The 15,410-nt window shown below is 62.0% G+C and carries 13 protein-coding genes; 5 read left to right on the forward strand and 8 right to left on the reverse strand.

Going from position 1 to position 15,410, the window contains the following annotated elements; translation table 11 throughout:
* The first annotated feature begins 37 nt into the window (after nucleotides 1–37).
* From P2G62_RS17435 to P2G62_RS17450, 4 genes are all read left to right on the forward strand, one after another.
* Nucleotides 38–1,204, forward strand: coding sequence for a nucleotide sugar dehydrogenase (locus tag P2G62_RS17435; protein ID WP_275736157.1), 1,167 nt, complete (start codon nucleotides 38–40; stop codon nucleotides 1,202–1,204).
* A 232-nt stretch (nucleotides 1,205–1,436) separates the two neighbouring features.
* Nucleotides 1,437–2,441: a glycosyltransferase gene (locus P2G62_RS17440; protein WP_275736158.1), complete on the forward strand. Its 1,005-nt coding sequence runs from the start codon at nucleotides 1,437–1,439 to the stop codon at nucleotides 2,439–2,441.
* A gap of 79 nt (nucleotides 2,442–2,520) precedes the next feature.
* Complete coding sequence (locus tag P2G62_RS17445; RefSeq protein WP_275736159.1) at nucleotides 2,521–3,831, forward strand: glycosyltransferase; 1,311 nt, start codon at nucleotides 2,521–2,523, stop codon at nucleotides 3,829–3,831.
* Nucleotides 3,828–5,048: a glycosyltransferase gene (locus tag P2G62_RS17450; RefSeq protein ID WP_275736160.1), complete on the forward strand. Its 1,221-nt coding sequence runs from the start codon at nucleotides 3,828–3,830 to the stop codon at nucleotides 5,046–5,048. Before P2G62_RS17445 ends, P2G62_RS17450 begins: the two co-directional genes overlap by 4 nt.
* A 3-nt stretch (nucleotides 5,049–5,051) precedes the next feature.
* Here P2G62_RS17450 and rfbA read toward each other — a convergent pair whose 3' ends face one another.
* From rfbA to P2G62_RS17475, 5 genes are all read right to left on the reverse strand, one after another.
* The gene (gene rfbA / locus P2G62_RS17455) at nucleotides 5,052–5,921 is read right to left on the reverse strand and encodes a glucose-1-phosphate thymidylyltransferase RfbA (protein WP_275736161.1); all 870 of its coding nucleotides are present in this window, start codon (nucleotides 5,919–5,921) and stop codon (nucleotides 5,052–5,054) included.
* A 27-nt stretch (nucleotides 5,922–5,948) separates the two neighbouring features.
* Nucleotides 5,949–6,803: a dTDP-4-dehydrorhamnose reductase gene (rfbD, locus tag P2G62_RS17460; RefSeq protein ID WP_275736162.1), complete on the reverse strand. Its 855-nt coding sequence runs from the start codon at nucleotides 6,801–6,803 to the stop codon at nucleotides 5,949–5,951.
* Nucleotides 6,800–7,849 carry a dTDP-glucose 4,6-dehydratase gene (rfbB, locus tag P2G62_RS17465; RefSeq protein ID WP_275736163.1) on the reverse strand — a complete coding sequence of 350 codons (1,050 nt, stop codon included), beginning with the start codon at nucleotides 7,847–7,849 and terminating at the stop codon, nucleotides 6,800–6,802. Before rfbB ends, rfbD begins: the two co-directional genes overlap by 4 nt.
* Nucleotides 7,846–8,409 carry a dTDP-4-dehydrorhamnose 3,5-epimerase gene (gene rfbC, locus P2G62_RS17470; RefSeq protein ID WP_275736164.1) on the reverse strand — a complete coding sequence of 188 codons (564 nt, stop codon included), beginning with the start codon at nucleotides 8,407–8,409 and terminating at the stop codon, nucleotides 7,846–7,848. The genes rfbB and rfbC overlap by 4 nt, the downstream gene beginning before the upstream one ends.
* Nucleotides 8,410–8,544: 135 nt before the next feature.
* A complete protein-coding gene (locus tag P2G62_RS17475) occupies nucleotides 8,545–9,528 on the reverse strand; it encodes a DUF2793 domain-containing protein (protein ID WP_275736165.1) in 984 nt (327 codons plus the stop codon).
* A gap of 228 nt (nucleotides 9,529–9,756) precedes the next feature.
* Between P2G62_RS17475 and P2G62_RS17480 the strand changes: the two genes are divergently transcribed.
* Entirely contained in the window at nucleotides 9,757–12,495 is a 2,739-nt protein-coding gene (locus P2G62_RS17480; RefSeq protein WP_275736166.1) for a calcium-binding protein, read from the forward strand.
* A gap of 12 nt (nucleotides 12,496–12,507) precedes the next feature.
* On the opposite strand, the gene P2G62_RS17485 is transcribed toward P2G62_RS17480, so the two are convergent.
* The 3 genes from P2G62_RS17485 to P2G62_RS17495 all read right to left on the reverse strand — a co-directional run bounded on the left by P2G62_RS17485 (nucleotide 12,508) and on the right by P2G62_RS17495 (nucleotide 15,164).
* Nucleotides 12,508–13,371, reverse strand: coding sequence for a sulfotransferase (locus tag P2G62_RS17485; RefSeq protein WP_275736167.1), 864 nt, complete (start codon nucleotides 13,369–13,371; stop codon nucleotides 12,508–12,510).
* 56 nt (nucleotides 13,372–13,427) lie between these two features.
* A complete protein-coding gene (locus P2G62_RS17490; RefSeq protein WP_275736168.1) occupies nucleotides 13,428–14,072 on the reverse strand; it encodes a sulfotransferase in 645 nt (214 codons plus the stop codon).
* 78 nt (nucleotides 14,073–14,150) lie between these two features.
* Nucleotides 14,151–15,164, reverse strand: a complete 1,014-nt coding sequence (locus P2G62_RS17495) for a glycosyltransferase 61 family protein (protein ID WP_275736169.1) — start codon at nucleotides 15,162–15,164, stop codon at nucleotides 14,151–14,153.
* Nucleotides 15,165–15,410: the final 246 nt, after the last annotated feature.

Consider the following 15,410-nt stretch of genomic DNA (forward strand, 5'->3'; position numbering starts at 1 on the left):
ACGAAGATGTCTATGCCCGCGGGCAGGGAGCCAAAGGATGAAAATAGCAGTTGCAGGGCTCGGATATGTCGGCCTCTCCAACGCAGCACTCCTCGCGCAGAAAAACAACGTCGTCGCCGTGGATATCACGGCCGAACGTGTGGCGCTGGTGAATGCGGGGCGGTGTCCGATCGTGGATACCGAACTGGAGCGATATCTGGCCAGCGGCGATCTGGACCTGCGGGCCACGACCGTGCCGCAAGAAGCCTATGAGGGGGCGCAATTCGTCATCGTCGCCACGCCCACGAATTACGACACGCATACCAACTACTTCGACACCTCCAGCGTCGAGGCGGTGGTGCGCGACGTGATCGCGATCAACCCCACGGCGACGGTGGTGATCAAGTCGACCATCCCGGTGGGGTATGTCACGCGGCTGCGCGAGGAGCTGGGAACCGATCAGGTGATCTTCAGCCCGGAGTTCCTGCGCGAAGGCCGCGCGCTCTACGACAACCTGTATCCGTCGCGCATCATCGTGGGTGAACGCAGCGACCGGGCGCGGGCTTTCGCCGACCTGCTGCTGGACGGGGCGATCAAGAAGGACGTGCCGGTACTGCTGACCGATCCGTCCGAGGCCGAGGCGATCAAGCTGTTTGCCAACACTTATCTGGCGATGCGCGTGGCGTTCTTCAACGAGCTGGACAGCTATGCGCTGTCGCGCGGGATGGACACGCGCCAGATCATCGAGGGCGTCAGCCTCGATCCGCGGATCGGCAACCATTACAACAACCCATCCTTCGGCTATGGCGGATATTGCCTGCCGAAGGACACCAAGCAGCTGCTGGCGAACTATTCGGAAGTGCCGCAGAACCTGATCGCGGCGATTGTCGAGACCAACCACACCCGCAAGGATTTTCTGGCCGATCAGGTGATCGCGCGCAAACCCAGGGTGGTTGGCGTCTATCGGCTGGTGATGAAGGCGGGGTCCGACAACTTCCGGCACAGCTCGATCCAGGGGATCATGAAGCGGATCAAGGCCAAGGGCATCGAAGTCGTGGTATACGAGCCCGCGCTGGCCGAGGATCAGTTTTTCGGTTCGCGCGTGGTGCGCGATCTGGCCGCGTTCAAGGCCGAAGCCGATGTCATCCTGGCGAACCGGCGCTCTGACGAACTTGCCGATGTCGCCGACAAGGTCTTTACCCGCGACCTTTTCGGGGCAGATTGAACGCCGAAGCCGGAAAGGGTTTCGGCTCGCGTCAGGGCGGTATGCGTTCAGGCAAGCGCGGCTGCAAACCGGCGCCCCGGATTTGGGGGCGCCGGTTTAGTTTCGGCAGGACAGAGCAAATTTTATTAACCTTATTGCGTCAGCCTCGGGGGTGACGGCGGGTGTTTCGAATCTGTGAACGCAACGGCGTCTGAATGCGGTGGTCGCAAGACCAGACTGGCCGAAGGCGACAATGACAGCTCCGATCCGAAACAGGGCGACGATGCGCCCCCCCGCGCGACTGCCACAGATCGTATCTTCCAAGGTGCCGGAGCCGCACGTTCTGATCTTGCTGGCCGTCCGCAACGGCGCGCGGCATCTTGCTGCGCAACTCGACAGCATCGCAGCACAAGAGCATCGGCGCTGGAGTCTGCTGGTCAGTGACGACGGATCAGACGATGAAAGCCGGCAGATCCTGGCAGATTTTGCCCGCTGCGGTCACGATGTCACGGTTCTTGAGGGGCCCTGTCTGGGGCCCGCTGAAAACTTCATGTCGCTGTTCCGGCGCGCGGCCCCGTTCCTGACACCAGGCAGCTTCATCGCGACCTGCGATCAGGACGACGTCTGGTTTCCGTCGCGGCTGCGTTTCGGGGTAGAAAGATTGCAGGGGATCGCCGCCGATCATCCGGCGATGGTCTTTCACAAGACCCTGATAACCGACGAAGCCCTGCAAAATCCGCGACCTTCGGCGCCACGGCCGCGCAAGCCCGGGTTTCGCAATGCGTTGGTGCAGAACATCGCGGCCGGCAACACGATTCTTCTGAATGCCGGAGCAAGCGCATTGATCTGTTCCGCTGCGGTCGAGCCGGACTGCGTCGTGATGCATGATTGGTGGAGCTATCTGATCGTCACCGGGGTGGGCGGCACCGCACTTCAGGATGACCGCCCGGTCCTGTTCTATCGTCAGCATGGAAGGAACGAGGTCGGCGCGAATGACGGTCTGCGCGCCAGGCTGAGGCGGGTGTCGATGGTTTATGCCGGGACGTTTCGTGCCTGGAACGACATCAATCTGCAGGCCCTGACACGTTCGGCCCATCGTCTGACACCGGAACACCGGGCGACACTGGCGTTATTTGCTGCGGCGCGGCGTGGCGGGCTGGGCGCGCGCTTTGCCGCGCTTTGGCGTGCGCGGCTTTATCGGCAATCCGGCTTCAGCACACTCGCGCTGTGGGTCGCGGCAGGTTTCCGGCGACTGTAGGGACGAAGATATGCCCCCAGTCTCGCTTGGTTTTCACGCCCCTTTTCGCCCCGCCACATTAGATCGAAGGACTTTTCGCATGATCTCCAAACTCCTTGATCCGGTTCTGATCAAACGGTTCTTCACTGCGTTGCGGGAAGAGGGGCCAAGGCAGGCCTTGCGCAAGGTGCGGGTCTATCTGGGCATGATCTGGCGCGGGGGCGGGCGCAGCTCGGTCATGGCCGCGGGCCGAGCCCCCAGCACCGATCACCTGTATCTCAACGGCATCTGGCAGGATCTGGCGCGCGGTCATGGCTTCCACGTTTCACAGCCTCCTGCGGTGCTGGCCCGGCGGCGCAAGATCGCGCTGATCGGCGATCTGAACCTGCCGCAGTGTCGGAAATACCGGATCGAGCAGCTGGCCGGATTCTGGCAAGGGCGCGGAGTCGATGTCACCTTCGCGCATTATCAGGACGTGCCGCGATGCGTGAATGCGCTGCAGGATGCGACCCATCTGTTCGAATACCGGCTGCAGAATTTCCCCGTGGTGACGATGTATCGTTACGAGGCGCGGCGGCTGCGGCTGCCCGTTCTTTACGATCTGGATGATCCGCTGTTTTCGGTTTCAGCCTATGAAACCTATGAAAACATGCAGGCGGTCGAACCCGCGCTGAAGGCGCATTTCCTGTCGGAGGCGCCGAAATACCTCGAGGCGATGAATGGTGCCGATATGCTGACGGTCTCGACCCCGGGCATGGTGGAGCATACGCGCCTCTATACCCGCCGGCCGGTGCATTTGCGGCGCAACTTCGCCGATGCCGAGACGCTGGAGCAGGGGCGCGACGTGCTGGCCCGGCGCCAGGAGGACGGGCTGTTCCGTGCCGTTTTCGCCAGCGGTTCGCGTGGGCACGAGGTAGATTTCGCGCTGATCCAGGACGCAGTGATCGGTTTTCTGGATGCCGACAAGACCCGGCGGCTGATGATCCTGGGCCATTTCGACGAAACCTTGCTGCCCAAGGCGCTGCATGACCGGATCGAGCGGCACGGATTTTCAACCTATGGCGCCTATCTGGCGACGCTGGCGCAGGCGGATTGCGCGCTGATGCCCTTGACCGATGATATCTTCAATCGCTGCAAAAGTGCGGTGCGGGTGATTGATGCGGCTGCGGTTCAGGTGCCCTCGATCGTGGGCACGGTGGGCGATCTGCACAATGTCGTGGTGCCCGGCCAGACAGGTTTCGTGGCCCGGACAGCCAGCGGCTGGCGCGACGCGATGGAGGCGTTGGCCCGTGACCGCAGTCTGCGTCATCAGATGGGAAAGGCGGCGCGGCAGGATCTGGAAACGCGGTGGGGCGCCAATGACGGGGCGCATATCATCTCGCCCGAGGTTTTGGACTGGGTGCACGTATGAGCGGGTATCACATTCTTCTGGCCAACGTGTTTTTCGCCCCGTTCACTTACGGCGGCGCGACGATCGTCGCCGAGCAGGTCGCGCGGGAATTGCGCGCGCAGACCGGGTGGCGGATCAGCGCGGTTTCGGTCATGAGCCGCACTGACCTCGCGCCCTATACGCTCACCCGGTCCGAGGTCGATGGCATCGCGAATTACATCATCAACTTGCCGTCCGGGCGCCATTACGCAGATCTGTATGATAACCCGCGCGTGACCGAGATCATCGCGGGGCTGATGGATGCGCTGAAGCCCGATCTTCTGCATGCGCATTGTGTGCAGGATCTGGGCGCGGGGATGTTCGAGGCGGCGCAGGACCGGAAAATCCCGGTGATCCTGAGCGTGCATGATTTCTGGTGGCTTTGCGACCGGCAGTTCATGATCCGGCCCAATCAGAAATATTGCGGCCAGAACCCGGTCAGGATCGACGCGTGCCGCGGGTGCGTGGATGATTTCAGCCGCGCCAGAACCCGCCTCGGGCGTCTGGCGCGGCTGGCGCAGATCCCGGTGCGCGTGACCTATCCAAGCCGCTTTGCGTTGGACCTGAGCGAGGCCTCGGGGTTCGCTGCCGGGCGCGGCGTGGTCTGGGCCAATGGTGTGCGCCTGCCCGGACCGGAATTTTTCGAGGCGCAGGCCGCGCGCCGCGCCCGCGACGCGCGGGTCAGTTTCGGCTTTGTTGGCGGCCCCTCGCAGATCAAGGGCTGGCCGGTTATCCGCAAGGCTTTCGGTGCGCTCGATACGGATGATTTTCGGCTTTTGCTGGTCGATGGCAGCCCCGATGGCAGTTGGTGGCGCGATGTGGATCTGTCCGGTCTGCCGGGTGATGTGCGCATCCATCCGCGGTTCGACCAGCAGGGAATGGACGAATTCTACAAGGAAATTGATGTCCTTGTGTTCATGTCGCAGTGGAAGGAAACTTTCGGCCTTGCGATTCGCGAAGCCTTGGCGCGCGGCATCCATATCATTCAGACCGACAGCGGCGGCACGGTGGAACACCAGGGGAGTTCGTCTGGCCAGGCGATCCCGATCGGGGCCCCACCTTCGGTGCTGGAAACGCGGCTGCGTGGCGCACTGGCGGGCGAAGGCGTAACCCAGGCGCCGCTGCCGGTGACCAGCTTTGCCGATCAGGCGGGGGCTTTTGCAGCCTTGGTCGAGGAGGTTCTGGCTGAGGCGCGCTGAGCCTTATCGCAGCAGCCCAAGCAGATAATTGCCATAGTCGTTCTTGGCGAAGATCTGCGCGCGGCGGCGCAGGTCTTCGGCACTGATCCAGTTTTTGCGGAAGGCGATTTCGTCCAGACAACCGGTCTGCAGGCCCTGGCGCTCGGTCAGGGTGCGCACGAAATTCCCGGCATCAAGCAGGCTGGCGTGGGTTCCCGTGTCGAGCCAGGCGTAGCCGCGCCCCATCAATTGCACCGACAGCGCGCCATCGTGCAGATACATTTCCAGAAGCGAGGTAATTTCCAGCTCTCCCCGGGCCGAAGGCGTCACTTCGCGCGCGCGGGCAGGAGCGCTGCCATCCAGAAAATAGAGCCCCGTGACGGCATAGTTCGAGGGTGGCACGGCGGGTTTTTCAATGATCGACACCGCGCGCCCCTCGGCGTCGAAGGCGACCACCCCATAGCGTTGCGGATCGGCGACGTGATAGCCAAAGACCGTGCCGCCGCTGGGCTGGGCATCGGCGGCCAGCAGCAACTCGGGCAGGCCGTGGCCGAAAAAGATGTTGTCGCCCAGCACCATCGCCGAGGGCGCGCCCGCCAGAAAGTCTTCGGCCAGCAGATAGGCCTGGGCCAGCCCATCGGGCGAGGGCTGGGGGATGTAGGTCAGCGAAATGCCCCATTGGCTGCCGTCACCCAGAAGGCGGACGAACTGATCCTGATCCTGCGGGGTGGTGATGACGGCAATCTCGCGGATATTCGCCAGCATCAGCACCGAGATCGGATAGTAGATCATCGGCTTGTCATAAAGCGGCAGCAGTTGCTTCGAGATCCCCATCGTCACCGGAAACAGCCGCGTGCCCGAACCCCCTGCAAGAATGATCCCTTTGCGTTGCATCGTCGTCTTGCTCCTGTGTGGTGGGGTTCAGGGCGCCGCGCCAAGATCGCGCAGCACGTCGCGCAATCCCGTTGCCCAATCCGGCCGCATGATACCGAAGGTTTGCGCCAGACTGGTGCAGTCCATCCGGGAATTCAGGGGGCGGGTCGCGGGCGTGGGATAGGCGCTGCCGGGAATGCCGGTCACCGTCATCTGCCGCCCGGATTGCGCAAAGATCGCCTCGGCGAAGCTTTTCCAGCTTGTGTCGGGCGCACCCGAGAAATGATAGGTGCCCGATTTTTTCGGGGCGCTGCGAAGCTGCGACGAAATCTCCAGACAGGCTGCGGCGATTGCGCGTGCTGGGGTCGGGCCGCCGATCTGATCTTCGACGACCGACAGGGTGTCGCGGGTTTCGGACAGACGCAGCATCGTCTTGACGAAATTGCTGCCATGCGCCGAGAACACCCAACTGGTGCGCAAGATTGCATGCGCCCCGCCTGCGGCCCTAACCGCCGTTTCACCCGCCAGTTTCGAGCGGCCATAGGCATTGGGCGGCGCCACCGGATCGTCGGGGCGCCAGGGCGCGATGCCGGTTCCGGCAAAGACATAATCGGTCGAGATATGAACAAGCGGCACGCCGAGCGTGGCAGCGGCCCGGGCCATCGCACCGGGCGCCGCGCCATTGATCGCCGTGGCCAAGGCTTCGTCACTTTCGGCCGTGTCGACTGCAGTATAGGCGGCTGCGTTGATGATGGCCGCCGGCCGGTGCGCCCGAATCGCCGCGGCACAGGCTTGCGGGTCGCTCAGATCCGCCTCTGCCCGGCCCAGATAGATCGCATCGGGTGCGAGGGACTGCAGTTCCCGGGCGACCTGCCCGGTTTTGCCGAAAACGAGAAGTGTCATGCCCGGGTGCCCAGCCGTTGCCCCACGCCCTGCCGCGATTGCAGCGCGCGCCACCAGTCTTCGTTGTCGAGATACCATTGCACGGTTTTTGCCAGGCCTTCCTCGACGGTTACACTCGGTCGCCAGCCGAGTTCGGTGCGAATGCGTGTCGGATCAATGGCATAGCGTGCATCGTGGCCGGGACGGTCAGCGACGAAGGTGATCTGATCGGCATAGCTGCCGTGCGGTTTGGGGCGTTTTTCATCCAGAATGGTGCACAGCGTGCGCACCAGATCCAGATTGCTGCGCTCGTTTTCGCCGCCGATATTGTAGCTCCGCCCGAGCGCCCCCTTGTGGGCCACCAACAGCAGCGCATCGGCGTGGTCCTCGACAAACAGCCAGTCCCGGATGTTCGCGCCGGTGCCATAGATCGGCAACGGCCTGCCCGCCAGCGCGTTCAGAATGACCACCGGGATCAGTTTTTCGGGGAAGTGATAGGGGCCGTAATTGTTGGAACAATTGCTCAGAACCACAGGCAGGCCGTAAGTCTCGAACCAGGCGCGCACCAGATGATCGGAACTGGCCTTCGACGCGGAATAGGGACTGCGCGGATCATAGGGCGTGTCCTCGGTGAACTTTACCGTGGGGTCATCGGGCAGCGATCCGAACACCTCGTCAGTCGAGATGTGGTGGAACCGAAACCCGGCGGGCTTGCCCTGCTGCACCCAATAGGAGCGCGCGGCTTCCAGCATGTTGAAGGTGCCGGTGATGTTGGTTTCGATGAAATCGCCGGGCCCGTCGATCGACCGATCGACATGGCTTTCGGCGGCCAGATGCATCACCATATCGGGGTGGTGGGTGGCGAAAATCCGGTCCAGTGCGGCGCGGTCGCGGATATCGGCGTGTTCGAAACGATAGAGCGGGTTGTCGGCCACCGAGGCGACATTGCTCAGCGATCCGGCATAGGTCAGCGCGTCCAGATTGACGACATCATGCCCGCGCGCCACGGCCAGCCGCACCACGGCAGATCCGATGAACCCCGCGCCGCCAGTGACCAAAATCTTCATCCCGCGCCCCCGTAGGTGAACGGGCTGTTGAATTCGGCGAGTGTCGGGGCGGCGGCGTCTTTCAGCGACAGCACCGGTGCCGGGCCGAAATCCGGCCAGTCGATGCCGCAACTGTCCCATCGCACCGCACCATCGCAGTCCGGTGCATAATAATCCGAGCATTTGTAGACGATTTCGGTGTCGGGCTCGAGCGTGACGAAACCATGCAGGAACCCGGCCGGGATCAGCAGTTGTCGCCCGTTTTCGAAGCTTAACTCGAAGCCGATCCATCGTCCGAATGTCGGGCTGCCCTTGCGGATGTCGACCGCCACATCGAACAGCCGCCCGCGCCCACAGCGCACCAGTTTCGCCTGTGCGTGGGGCGGTGCCTGAAAATGCAACCCGCGCACTGTGCCTGCGGCGCGAGACAGGGAGTGATTGTCCTGCACGAAATCTGTCGTGATCCCGTGATCGGCCAGCGTCTTGCGGCTCCAGCTTTCGGAGAAAAAGCCCCGGTCATCGCCAAAACGTGCCGGCTCCAACAGGAGAACCCCGTCCAGATCGGTTTTTGTGACTTGCACGGTCAAACCTCCGCAAAAACCCTTGAGCATGGTTACCAGCTCAATCCTGGATTGTCACTGAAAGGATTGCCCGTGCCTGGTCATATGCCTCTGATTTTTCATTAAAATCCAAGACAATGGTGACGGATGCCGCGATTATCTGCCGATCGTCGACAAGGTAAAGAGGTGACCCGCCCCGAGCCGGTTTTCGATGTAAAGCCGGGGTGTCCCCGAAGCGGTGTCGATGGACAGGTTGATCCCGCCGGTCGCACCGGTCGTGCCGCTGAGCGGGCCGGTGTAATAGCCCACCATGGCCGACGGCTGCGCAAAAAGCGTGGTGAAGTTGCCTGCACCGCTCAGCGTGCCGGTGATCGACAGCAGCGCAAAATGCCCGCCGACATCCGCCGACAACCACAGCAGAATCCGCGCGGGATCTGACCAGGGAATATCGAAGGAATGCACCCCGTCATTGGCGATCTGCGCTTCCTTGAAGTAATGCTGCCCGGAGGGAACCCTCACCGCGCCGCTGCCGCCTTCGACCCGGATCGCCTCGTGATATGTGTTGCCGTCTGCACTGACCTTGATCGCGAAATCATCGCTGCCGGTGGTGCCGAATTCCGCGCGCCCCGACCAGTTGGTCTGAAACAACAGGCTTGCGGTATCGCCCGGGCTGAACTTGTTGATCTTGAGCTGGTGACCCGCGCCCTGGTGGGTCAACAGCACCGCATCCGAGGCCACGGCCAGCCTGTTGGTCGAGTCCGCCGTGGTGGCGATGCCCAGACTGTCGAGATTTTGCAGCACAACCGCATCCACCCAGGCCGAGCCGTTGAAGCGCAGCGCGCGCCCGTCAGCGGCAACATCGGCCCGCCATCCCTGACGCGGGATCACGTAGCTCCAGCTCAGCCCGTCAAAGACCGCGATCTGACCGTCCAGCCCGGCCCAGATCCCGCCCGCGCCCGCGCCGACCAGATGACAATCGCCCGCAGACGGGGTGGCCGGAGCCGCGGTCAGGGCGCTGCTTTGCACGGTCAGTTGGGTCACCGCATCCAGCACCTTGAGCGCCTCGTTATGAGTGACGTGTTTTTGCGCCTGCGCGGGCTGGATATAGGGCAGGGATAAACGCGGGGTGCTATCCGTCATCATCGACCTCTTTCTGACATCTGCGTGCTGATCTGGCTGCCACCCTGCCCGCAATCCCTCAAGAAAATGCATGGCGACCGAACGCTGCCCCCTGCTGCGGCGCAACACCGGGTCTGCGGGGTTTTCGTAAAACTGTCGGCGAGGGCCGCTGTTTTGCCCCAATCCCACCGGCAATTGTGACGGCCCGGCTGCGTAAGCTGTCCTTGGTGTGGGACGATCGGGTGAAAGATGGCACGGGCGCAGATTGCGGGCGTCGGTCACCTTGTCGGGGCAGAACTCTCTGCGCTGGCGGGCATAACCGACTTGGAGATTATCGCGCGGGACGGGCAGGCCGCGCTGGTGACGATCACGCGCGGTGGAGGGGCGCTGAGCGCTTATGACATCGCGCAGGCCGGTCCGGCAACGCTGCTTGAATCTTTCGCCATATCGCTCGACCAGATCGGGATTGAACAGCCCAACATCGAATTTTTGTCCGCCAGCTGGGGCAGTTTCATCCTGATGCCGGGGCTGGAGGCGGCGAGCCTGCTGTCGGTTACCACATCCGGGGTGATGGATGACACCTATCTGGGTTCGCGCCGGTTGATTACCGTGAATGGCGCTGCGCCCGCCGATCTGGCCGATCTGGTGCTGTTCGATACGGGCGCCTACGGGATCGCCGCATTGCGCTCGGGTGGGCTGATGCTGGCCGATGCCAGTGTGAAGAACCAGTTGACGCTGACGAACCTGCCGATGCTCCCGGCCCTTGCCGATGCCAGCCCGAGCGCGATTGAAACCCGGTGGATCGGCGCAAGCCAGGTCACGGTTACGGCTTTCGGCGCACAGAATGCGATCTGCGTGATCCGCACGGATGGTGCTGGACACGTTCTTGATCAGACAAATTATTTCGGATCGGCAGCCGAGGGCTGGTTCGCGACCCCCTCGGATATTGCGCTCACCGAGATCGGTGGTCAGGGCTATCTCGTTCTGGCAGCCAGCGGCACCGGGTCGCTGAGTGTGTTCGCGCTGCAGGACGATGGCACCTTGCGGCTGACAGATCATGTTCTGGACGACACGCACACAGCCTTTGCCAAGGTTTCGATTCTGGAACTGGTCGAACTGAACGGCCACAGTTATTTGATCGCAGCCGGGGCGGATGCCGGGTTTTCAGTTCTCGAACTGCTGCCCAACGGTCAATTGCACCTTGTCGGCTCTGTCGCGACCAGTTCGGAAATGCCGCTGAGGGGCATCACCGATATTGCGGCCATAGCCGATGACGGTGCGATCCGGCTGTGGCTGTCGATGCAAGCCTCGCCTTATCTGTCGGAATACCGGGTCGATCTGAGCAACCCCGGGGTGCAACTGAGCGCGGCTGCCTCTGGCGGCGCATTGCAAGGCGGCACCGGTGACGACAATCTGATCGGAAAGGCCGGAAATGATAGCCTGAGCGGCGGGGCGGGGGCCGATCTGCTGGTCGACGGCGCCGGCAGCGACACCCTGTCGGGCGGGGCGGGGGCCGATGTTTTCATGCTGACGCCGGACAATGGGCGCGACGTGATCCTCGATTTCAACCCGGCAGAAGACCGCCTTGATCTGACGGCCTACGGCCATCAGGTGCTGTCGAGCGCGTTTTTCATGTTCACCCGCGATTGGGGGCTCGAATTGCGGATCGGCAGTGACATCCTGGAACTGCGTCCGGCGGGTGGTGTGACGCTGCGCACCAGTGCGATGACCGTCGATGTCTTCGCCGGCCTCGACCGGGTGCTTTATGACGGCACCACGGCGCAGGCCTATACCCGCACCCTGTTCGGCACGGCGCTGGACGATACCTTGCAGGGGGCGTCGGACAACGAGGCTTTCCTGGGACTGGAGGGCAACGATTCGATCCTGTGCGGGGCTGGGGATGACGTTGCCTGGGGCGACATTGGGGATGACGTGATCCATGGGGAAGGCGGCAACGATTCGCTGAGTGGCGATCTCGGGGCGGATTACCTGACCGGGGGGAATGGCCATGACACGCTTCATGGCGGGGATGGCAACGACACGATCTATGGCGGCAATCAGGCCGATCTGATCTTTGGCGACGACGGCAACGATCTGATCTACGGCGACGATGGGCTTGATACGATTTACGGCGGCCTTGGCAATGATGTGCTGGTCGGGCTTGGATATTCCGACGTGATCTATGGCGATGACGGAAATGACCGGTTGTTGGGGGGCGATGGTGTCGATCAGCTTTTTGGCGGGGCGGGCAATGACACGCTGACCTCGGGCACCTGGTCGGATTTCCTGGATGGCGGGGATGGCGACGATTACCTTGATGGCGGCGGCAATGGGGAAGTCGCGATCGAACGGCTTTTTGGCGGGGCAGGCAATGACACGCTGATGGGGCAGGGCGGTTACGACATGCTCGATGGGGGCGAAGGTGATGATTACCTGGATGGCGGAACCCAGGCGGACAAGCTGTTTGGCCGCGCGGGCCACGACACGATCGTGGGGGGCGTCGGCAAGGATGTGATCTACGGGGGCAGTGGCGACGACGTCTTGTTCGGTGATGCCGATAACGATGTGCTTCTGGCCGAGGATGGCGATGACATGCTTGACGGCGGCGAGGGGAATGACCGGCTGAAGGGTGGCAGCGGCAACGACTCTCTGCTGGGCGGGCCGGGCGACGACACGCTGCAGGGGCAGGCCGGGTTCGACACGCTGATCGGCGGGGCGGGGGACGATATCCTGACCGGCAATTTCAACGGCGACATCTTTGTTTTCGCCGATGGTCATGGCCATGATGTCATCACCGATTTCGACGCAACCAATGCGGCCGAAAAACTCGATTTCCGTGCTCTCGGCGCTTTTTCCGATCTGGCTGATGTCTTGGCTGCCACCACGGTTTCGGGCGACGACCTTATCATCGACACCGGCGACGATAGCTCGTTGACGCTGCTGTCCGTTCAACTGGCGGATCTCGATGCGTCGGATTTCCTGTTCTGAATCGACGCGCGGTCAGCCCCATTTCGCGGGGAGTTCGAAGCCTTCGTCGCGCACCTCCTGCTTGATCCGCGCAACGTCCTCCGCCACAATTTCAGGGAAAAATGCGGGCATTTCGTATTTTACGCTTTCCGTGAACCGCCGCGACAATATCCCTTCGGGATAGTCGAAAGGGGCGATCCCGAGAAAGTCTTCGATCCGGCGCAACATGCCACGCTGATCGCTGTGGATGTCTTCGTAGAAGATCGCTTTCCAGTTTTCGCGCGGCAACGCCGCCTTCAGCGTGCGCAGCACCCGGCCGTATTCGGCATTTTCCCAGATATGCCGCTTCTTGACGAACCCGAGGAAATCGCCGGGGCCCCAGTTTTCCAGCTTGTGCAGCTCGTTCGTCATCTGCAGGTGAAATTTCGTGTGGCTCCACAGCCGTTTGACCGGGTCGCGCATGGTATAAAGCACGCGCAGCTTTTCGCTGTTTTGCAGAATATGACCCCAGGCCTCGGCCGGCAGATGGGCATGCAGGTTCGAAAAGTCGCAGGCATAGGTCTGCCGCTCGTTCATCAGGAACAGGCTGCGGTACCACAGGTCATCCACCGTCCGGTCCAGGTAAGCGTTCAGCCAGCGAATGTTGAAGCGCACCTTGTCGATATTGGCCCGTTCCGGGTCGAAGCGCGGCAGATAGCGGTCATGCGCTTCGCGCAGCCGCCGCTTTTCGGACAGGAGATTCCGATCGACATATTTGTGATAAAAATAATGGAGTTCCTTTTCAGGAGTGAAATGCAGTTCGGGGTGGCGTTCGAGCACGGCATAAAGCCAGGTCGTGCCTGCCTTCATCGCACCGATGCTGAGAAACAGCTTCCCGAAGATCTTGTGGTCGCTCATGTTCGAATTCCTTCGCCAGTCTGTGTTCGCACTGCGCGCGGGGGGCTGCCCTTGGCTCAAAGCAGCATGGAGATGTCTTTGTATGTGCCGGGCTCCATGAAGCGCAGAAGCGCGGACATGTCCCGCGGCACCGGAAGTCCGACGAATTCTGCCAGTTCTTCCAAAAAGGTTTCGGGGTTGGCCTGCGCCTTTTCGAAGGACACCATCAGGGTTGGCTTTTGTAGCCGGTAGACGAGGGCCAGGTTTTCCATCTCGATGCGCAACCGCGACTGGATTGTCTTATGTGTGGCCGCGCTGATCGAGCCCTGCGCGGCATCCGGCCGCCGGGCGCTGCGCAGGGCTGCAGGGATGGGGTCCCGAAACACGACGACGAAATGCGGGTTGGGGACGCACTCATAAACCCGCTCCAGATAGCGGGCCGCGCGCGGGTATTTCCACCCCCAGACGGCGTGAGCCGCACTGCGCCGGGCGATCGTACATTTGACCTGATCAATGAACGTAGGCCCATCTCCCCCGGAAAGGTCGGGATTGAACATCCTGTCTTCGATGTTCACCGGCAGATTGTCGCCCATGAATACACCCAGCCCCGCAATCGCCCCTGCGACCATACTCGTGCCGCCCCGGGGTGTGCCCAGGCAGATGATTGTGCGTTGCGCGGGGGGCTGCGACGGGACGAACAGGGGAAGGGAGGTGGAAAACATGGTGATCTCTGATGGATTGCAGCGGGAATGCGGGAAAGGGGCCGCGGATGGCTGTGCTGTTCCGGCGCCTCGAGGGGTTCAACTCGCCATATCGAGGCTGCTCAGGGTTTCCTCGAATGCGCGGGACGCGGCGTCGTGATGTTGCCGGATCTCGGCGGACCAATGGCAAGGCAGTTTGAGCGCATCACAGATCTGTGCGATCCCCTCACGGCTCAACAGCTTTGGCTGGTTTGCCTTGCCGCTTGCCCGCGCATCGACGTGAACGACGGACCAGTCGTTGTGCTTCACGCTTTCGATCAGGCTGAAGGTGGCATTGATCGGTTCGCAGGCGAGATAAGAAATGGTTTTGGGTGCCCGAGAGAAAACCAGCGGATGCAGCGCCGAACCATAGAACCCGGCGATGTTCCGATGTTCAAGCAGCAGCCGGAACTGTGCATCGAGCGGCAGGGTTTCAGGGTAGGCAATCCTGTAACCGGCTGCTTCCAGTAACCTTTCCAGCGTCGCCTCGCCGAAATAATACCGTCCCTTTTGGTTCGTGCGGGACCGTGAAATATAGAGAGGGCGCGGATCGGAATTCTGCGTGATGCCCCGGGCGGCGCAGAAGGTGTTGCCTACGGCTTCCAAGGCTTGGGCATAGCGCGGCAGGGCATAATTTCGGATCGACAGATCCGGCGCGAAGACCTGTAGCTCCTCGATCCGGGTTGGGCGATCCAGAATTATCACCCGATCTTGCGGCAGGCCAAGCGTCGTGATGATCTGCCGAAACAGCGCGCTTTTCCGATAATTCATTTCCGCGAAGACAATCGGTGCGGGCTGATTCAGGAACAGATGCATCCGCGCGAAGCTTTCGACCAGAATGTGCCCGAAATGCCCTGCGGCATAGCCACCGTAGACATAGCTGCCGTTTAGCCGGGGCATGTCGCTGTGCAGAAGCGATGAAGGTGCCGCGCCACTGCGACAACGATCGCCCTGATAGATTGCGCTGTTCTCGACGAAGCGTCCGTCGGCGTCATAAACCCCATGCGCATCAATGCCATGCGTGACCCCACCGACGACAACCGCATTCTGGACCCGGACCGGCGCAGAGTTCATTTGTCTCATTCGTGTCATGCCCTTTGCAGATCGGATCGTCTGGACTCAGCTTAGGGCGTTTACCTTAATCAACGGTTACCAGAGGCCTTCTTCACTCCACCCATCCGGCCGTTTATGCCGTGGCTGACCTGCCACGGGTCTTTCATCCAGCCGTGACCGGAGCCCGGTTGGTGTTTACGCCGATCGGCGCAGGTTGAGCAATCGCCCGACGCGCGGAGCTATCATCTCGCGCAGCGGGGCGGGCGA

This window comes from Paenirhodobacter sp. CAU 1674, from assembly GCF_029222945.1.
Lineage (GTDB): Bacteria > Pseudomonadota > Alphaproteobacteria > Rhodobacterales > Rhodobacteraceae > Rhodobacter.

Excerpts from the sequence above, each read along its gene's own strand:
- P2G62_RS17435 (WP_275736157.1), top strand. The coding sequence starts at position 38 with ATGAAAATAGCAGTTGCAGGGCTCGGATATGTCGGCCTCTCCAACGCA.
- P2G62_RS17495 (WP_275736169.1), bottom strand. The coding sequence starts at position 15,164 with ATGAACTCTGCGCCGGTCCGGGTCCAGAATGCGGTTGTCGTCGGTGGG.
- P2G62_RS17485 (WP_275736167.1), bottom strand. The coding sequence starts at position 13,371 with ATGAGCGACCACAAGATCTTCGGGAAGCTGTTTCTCAGCATCGGTGCG.
- P2G62_RS17490 (WP_275736168.1), bottom strand. The coding sequence starts at position 14,072 with ATGTTTTCCACCTCCCTTCCCCTGTTCGTCCCGTCGCAGCCCCCCGCG.
- P2G62_RS17450 (WP_275736160.1), top strand. The coding sequence starts at position 3,828 with ATGAGCGGGTATCACATTCTTCTGGCCAACGTGTTTTTCGCCCCGTTC.
- P2G62_RS17445 (WP_275736159.1), top strand. The coding sequence starts at position 2,521 with ATGATCTCCAAACTCCTTGATCCGGTTCTGATCAAACGGTTCTTCACT.
- rfbD (WP_275736162.1), bottom strand. The coding sequence starts at position 6,803 with ATGACACTTCTCGTTTTCGGCAAAACCGGGCAGGTCGCCCGGGAACTG.
- rfbB (WP_275736163.1), bottom strand. The coding sequence starts at position 7,849 with ATGAAGATTTTGGTCACTGGCGGCGCGGGGTTCATCGGATCTGCCGTG.
- P2G62_RS17440 (WP_275736158.1), top strand. The coding sequence starts at position 1,437 with ATGACAGCTCCGATCCGAAACAGGGCGACGATGCGCCCCCCCGCGCGA.
- P2G62_RS17480 (WP_275736166.1), top strand. The coding sequence starts at position 9,757 with ATGGCACGGGCGCAGATTGCGGGCGTCGGTCACCTTGTCGGGGCAGAA.
- P2G62_RS17475 (WP_275736165.1), bottom strand. The coding sequence starts at position 9,528 with ATGACGGATAGCACCCCGCGTTTATCCCTGCCCTATATCCAGCCCGCG.
- rfbA (WP_275736161.1), bottom strand. The coding sequence starts at position 5,921 with ATGCAACGCAAAGGGATCATTCTTGCAGGGGGTTCGGGCACGCGGCTG.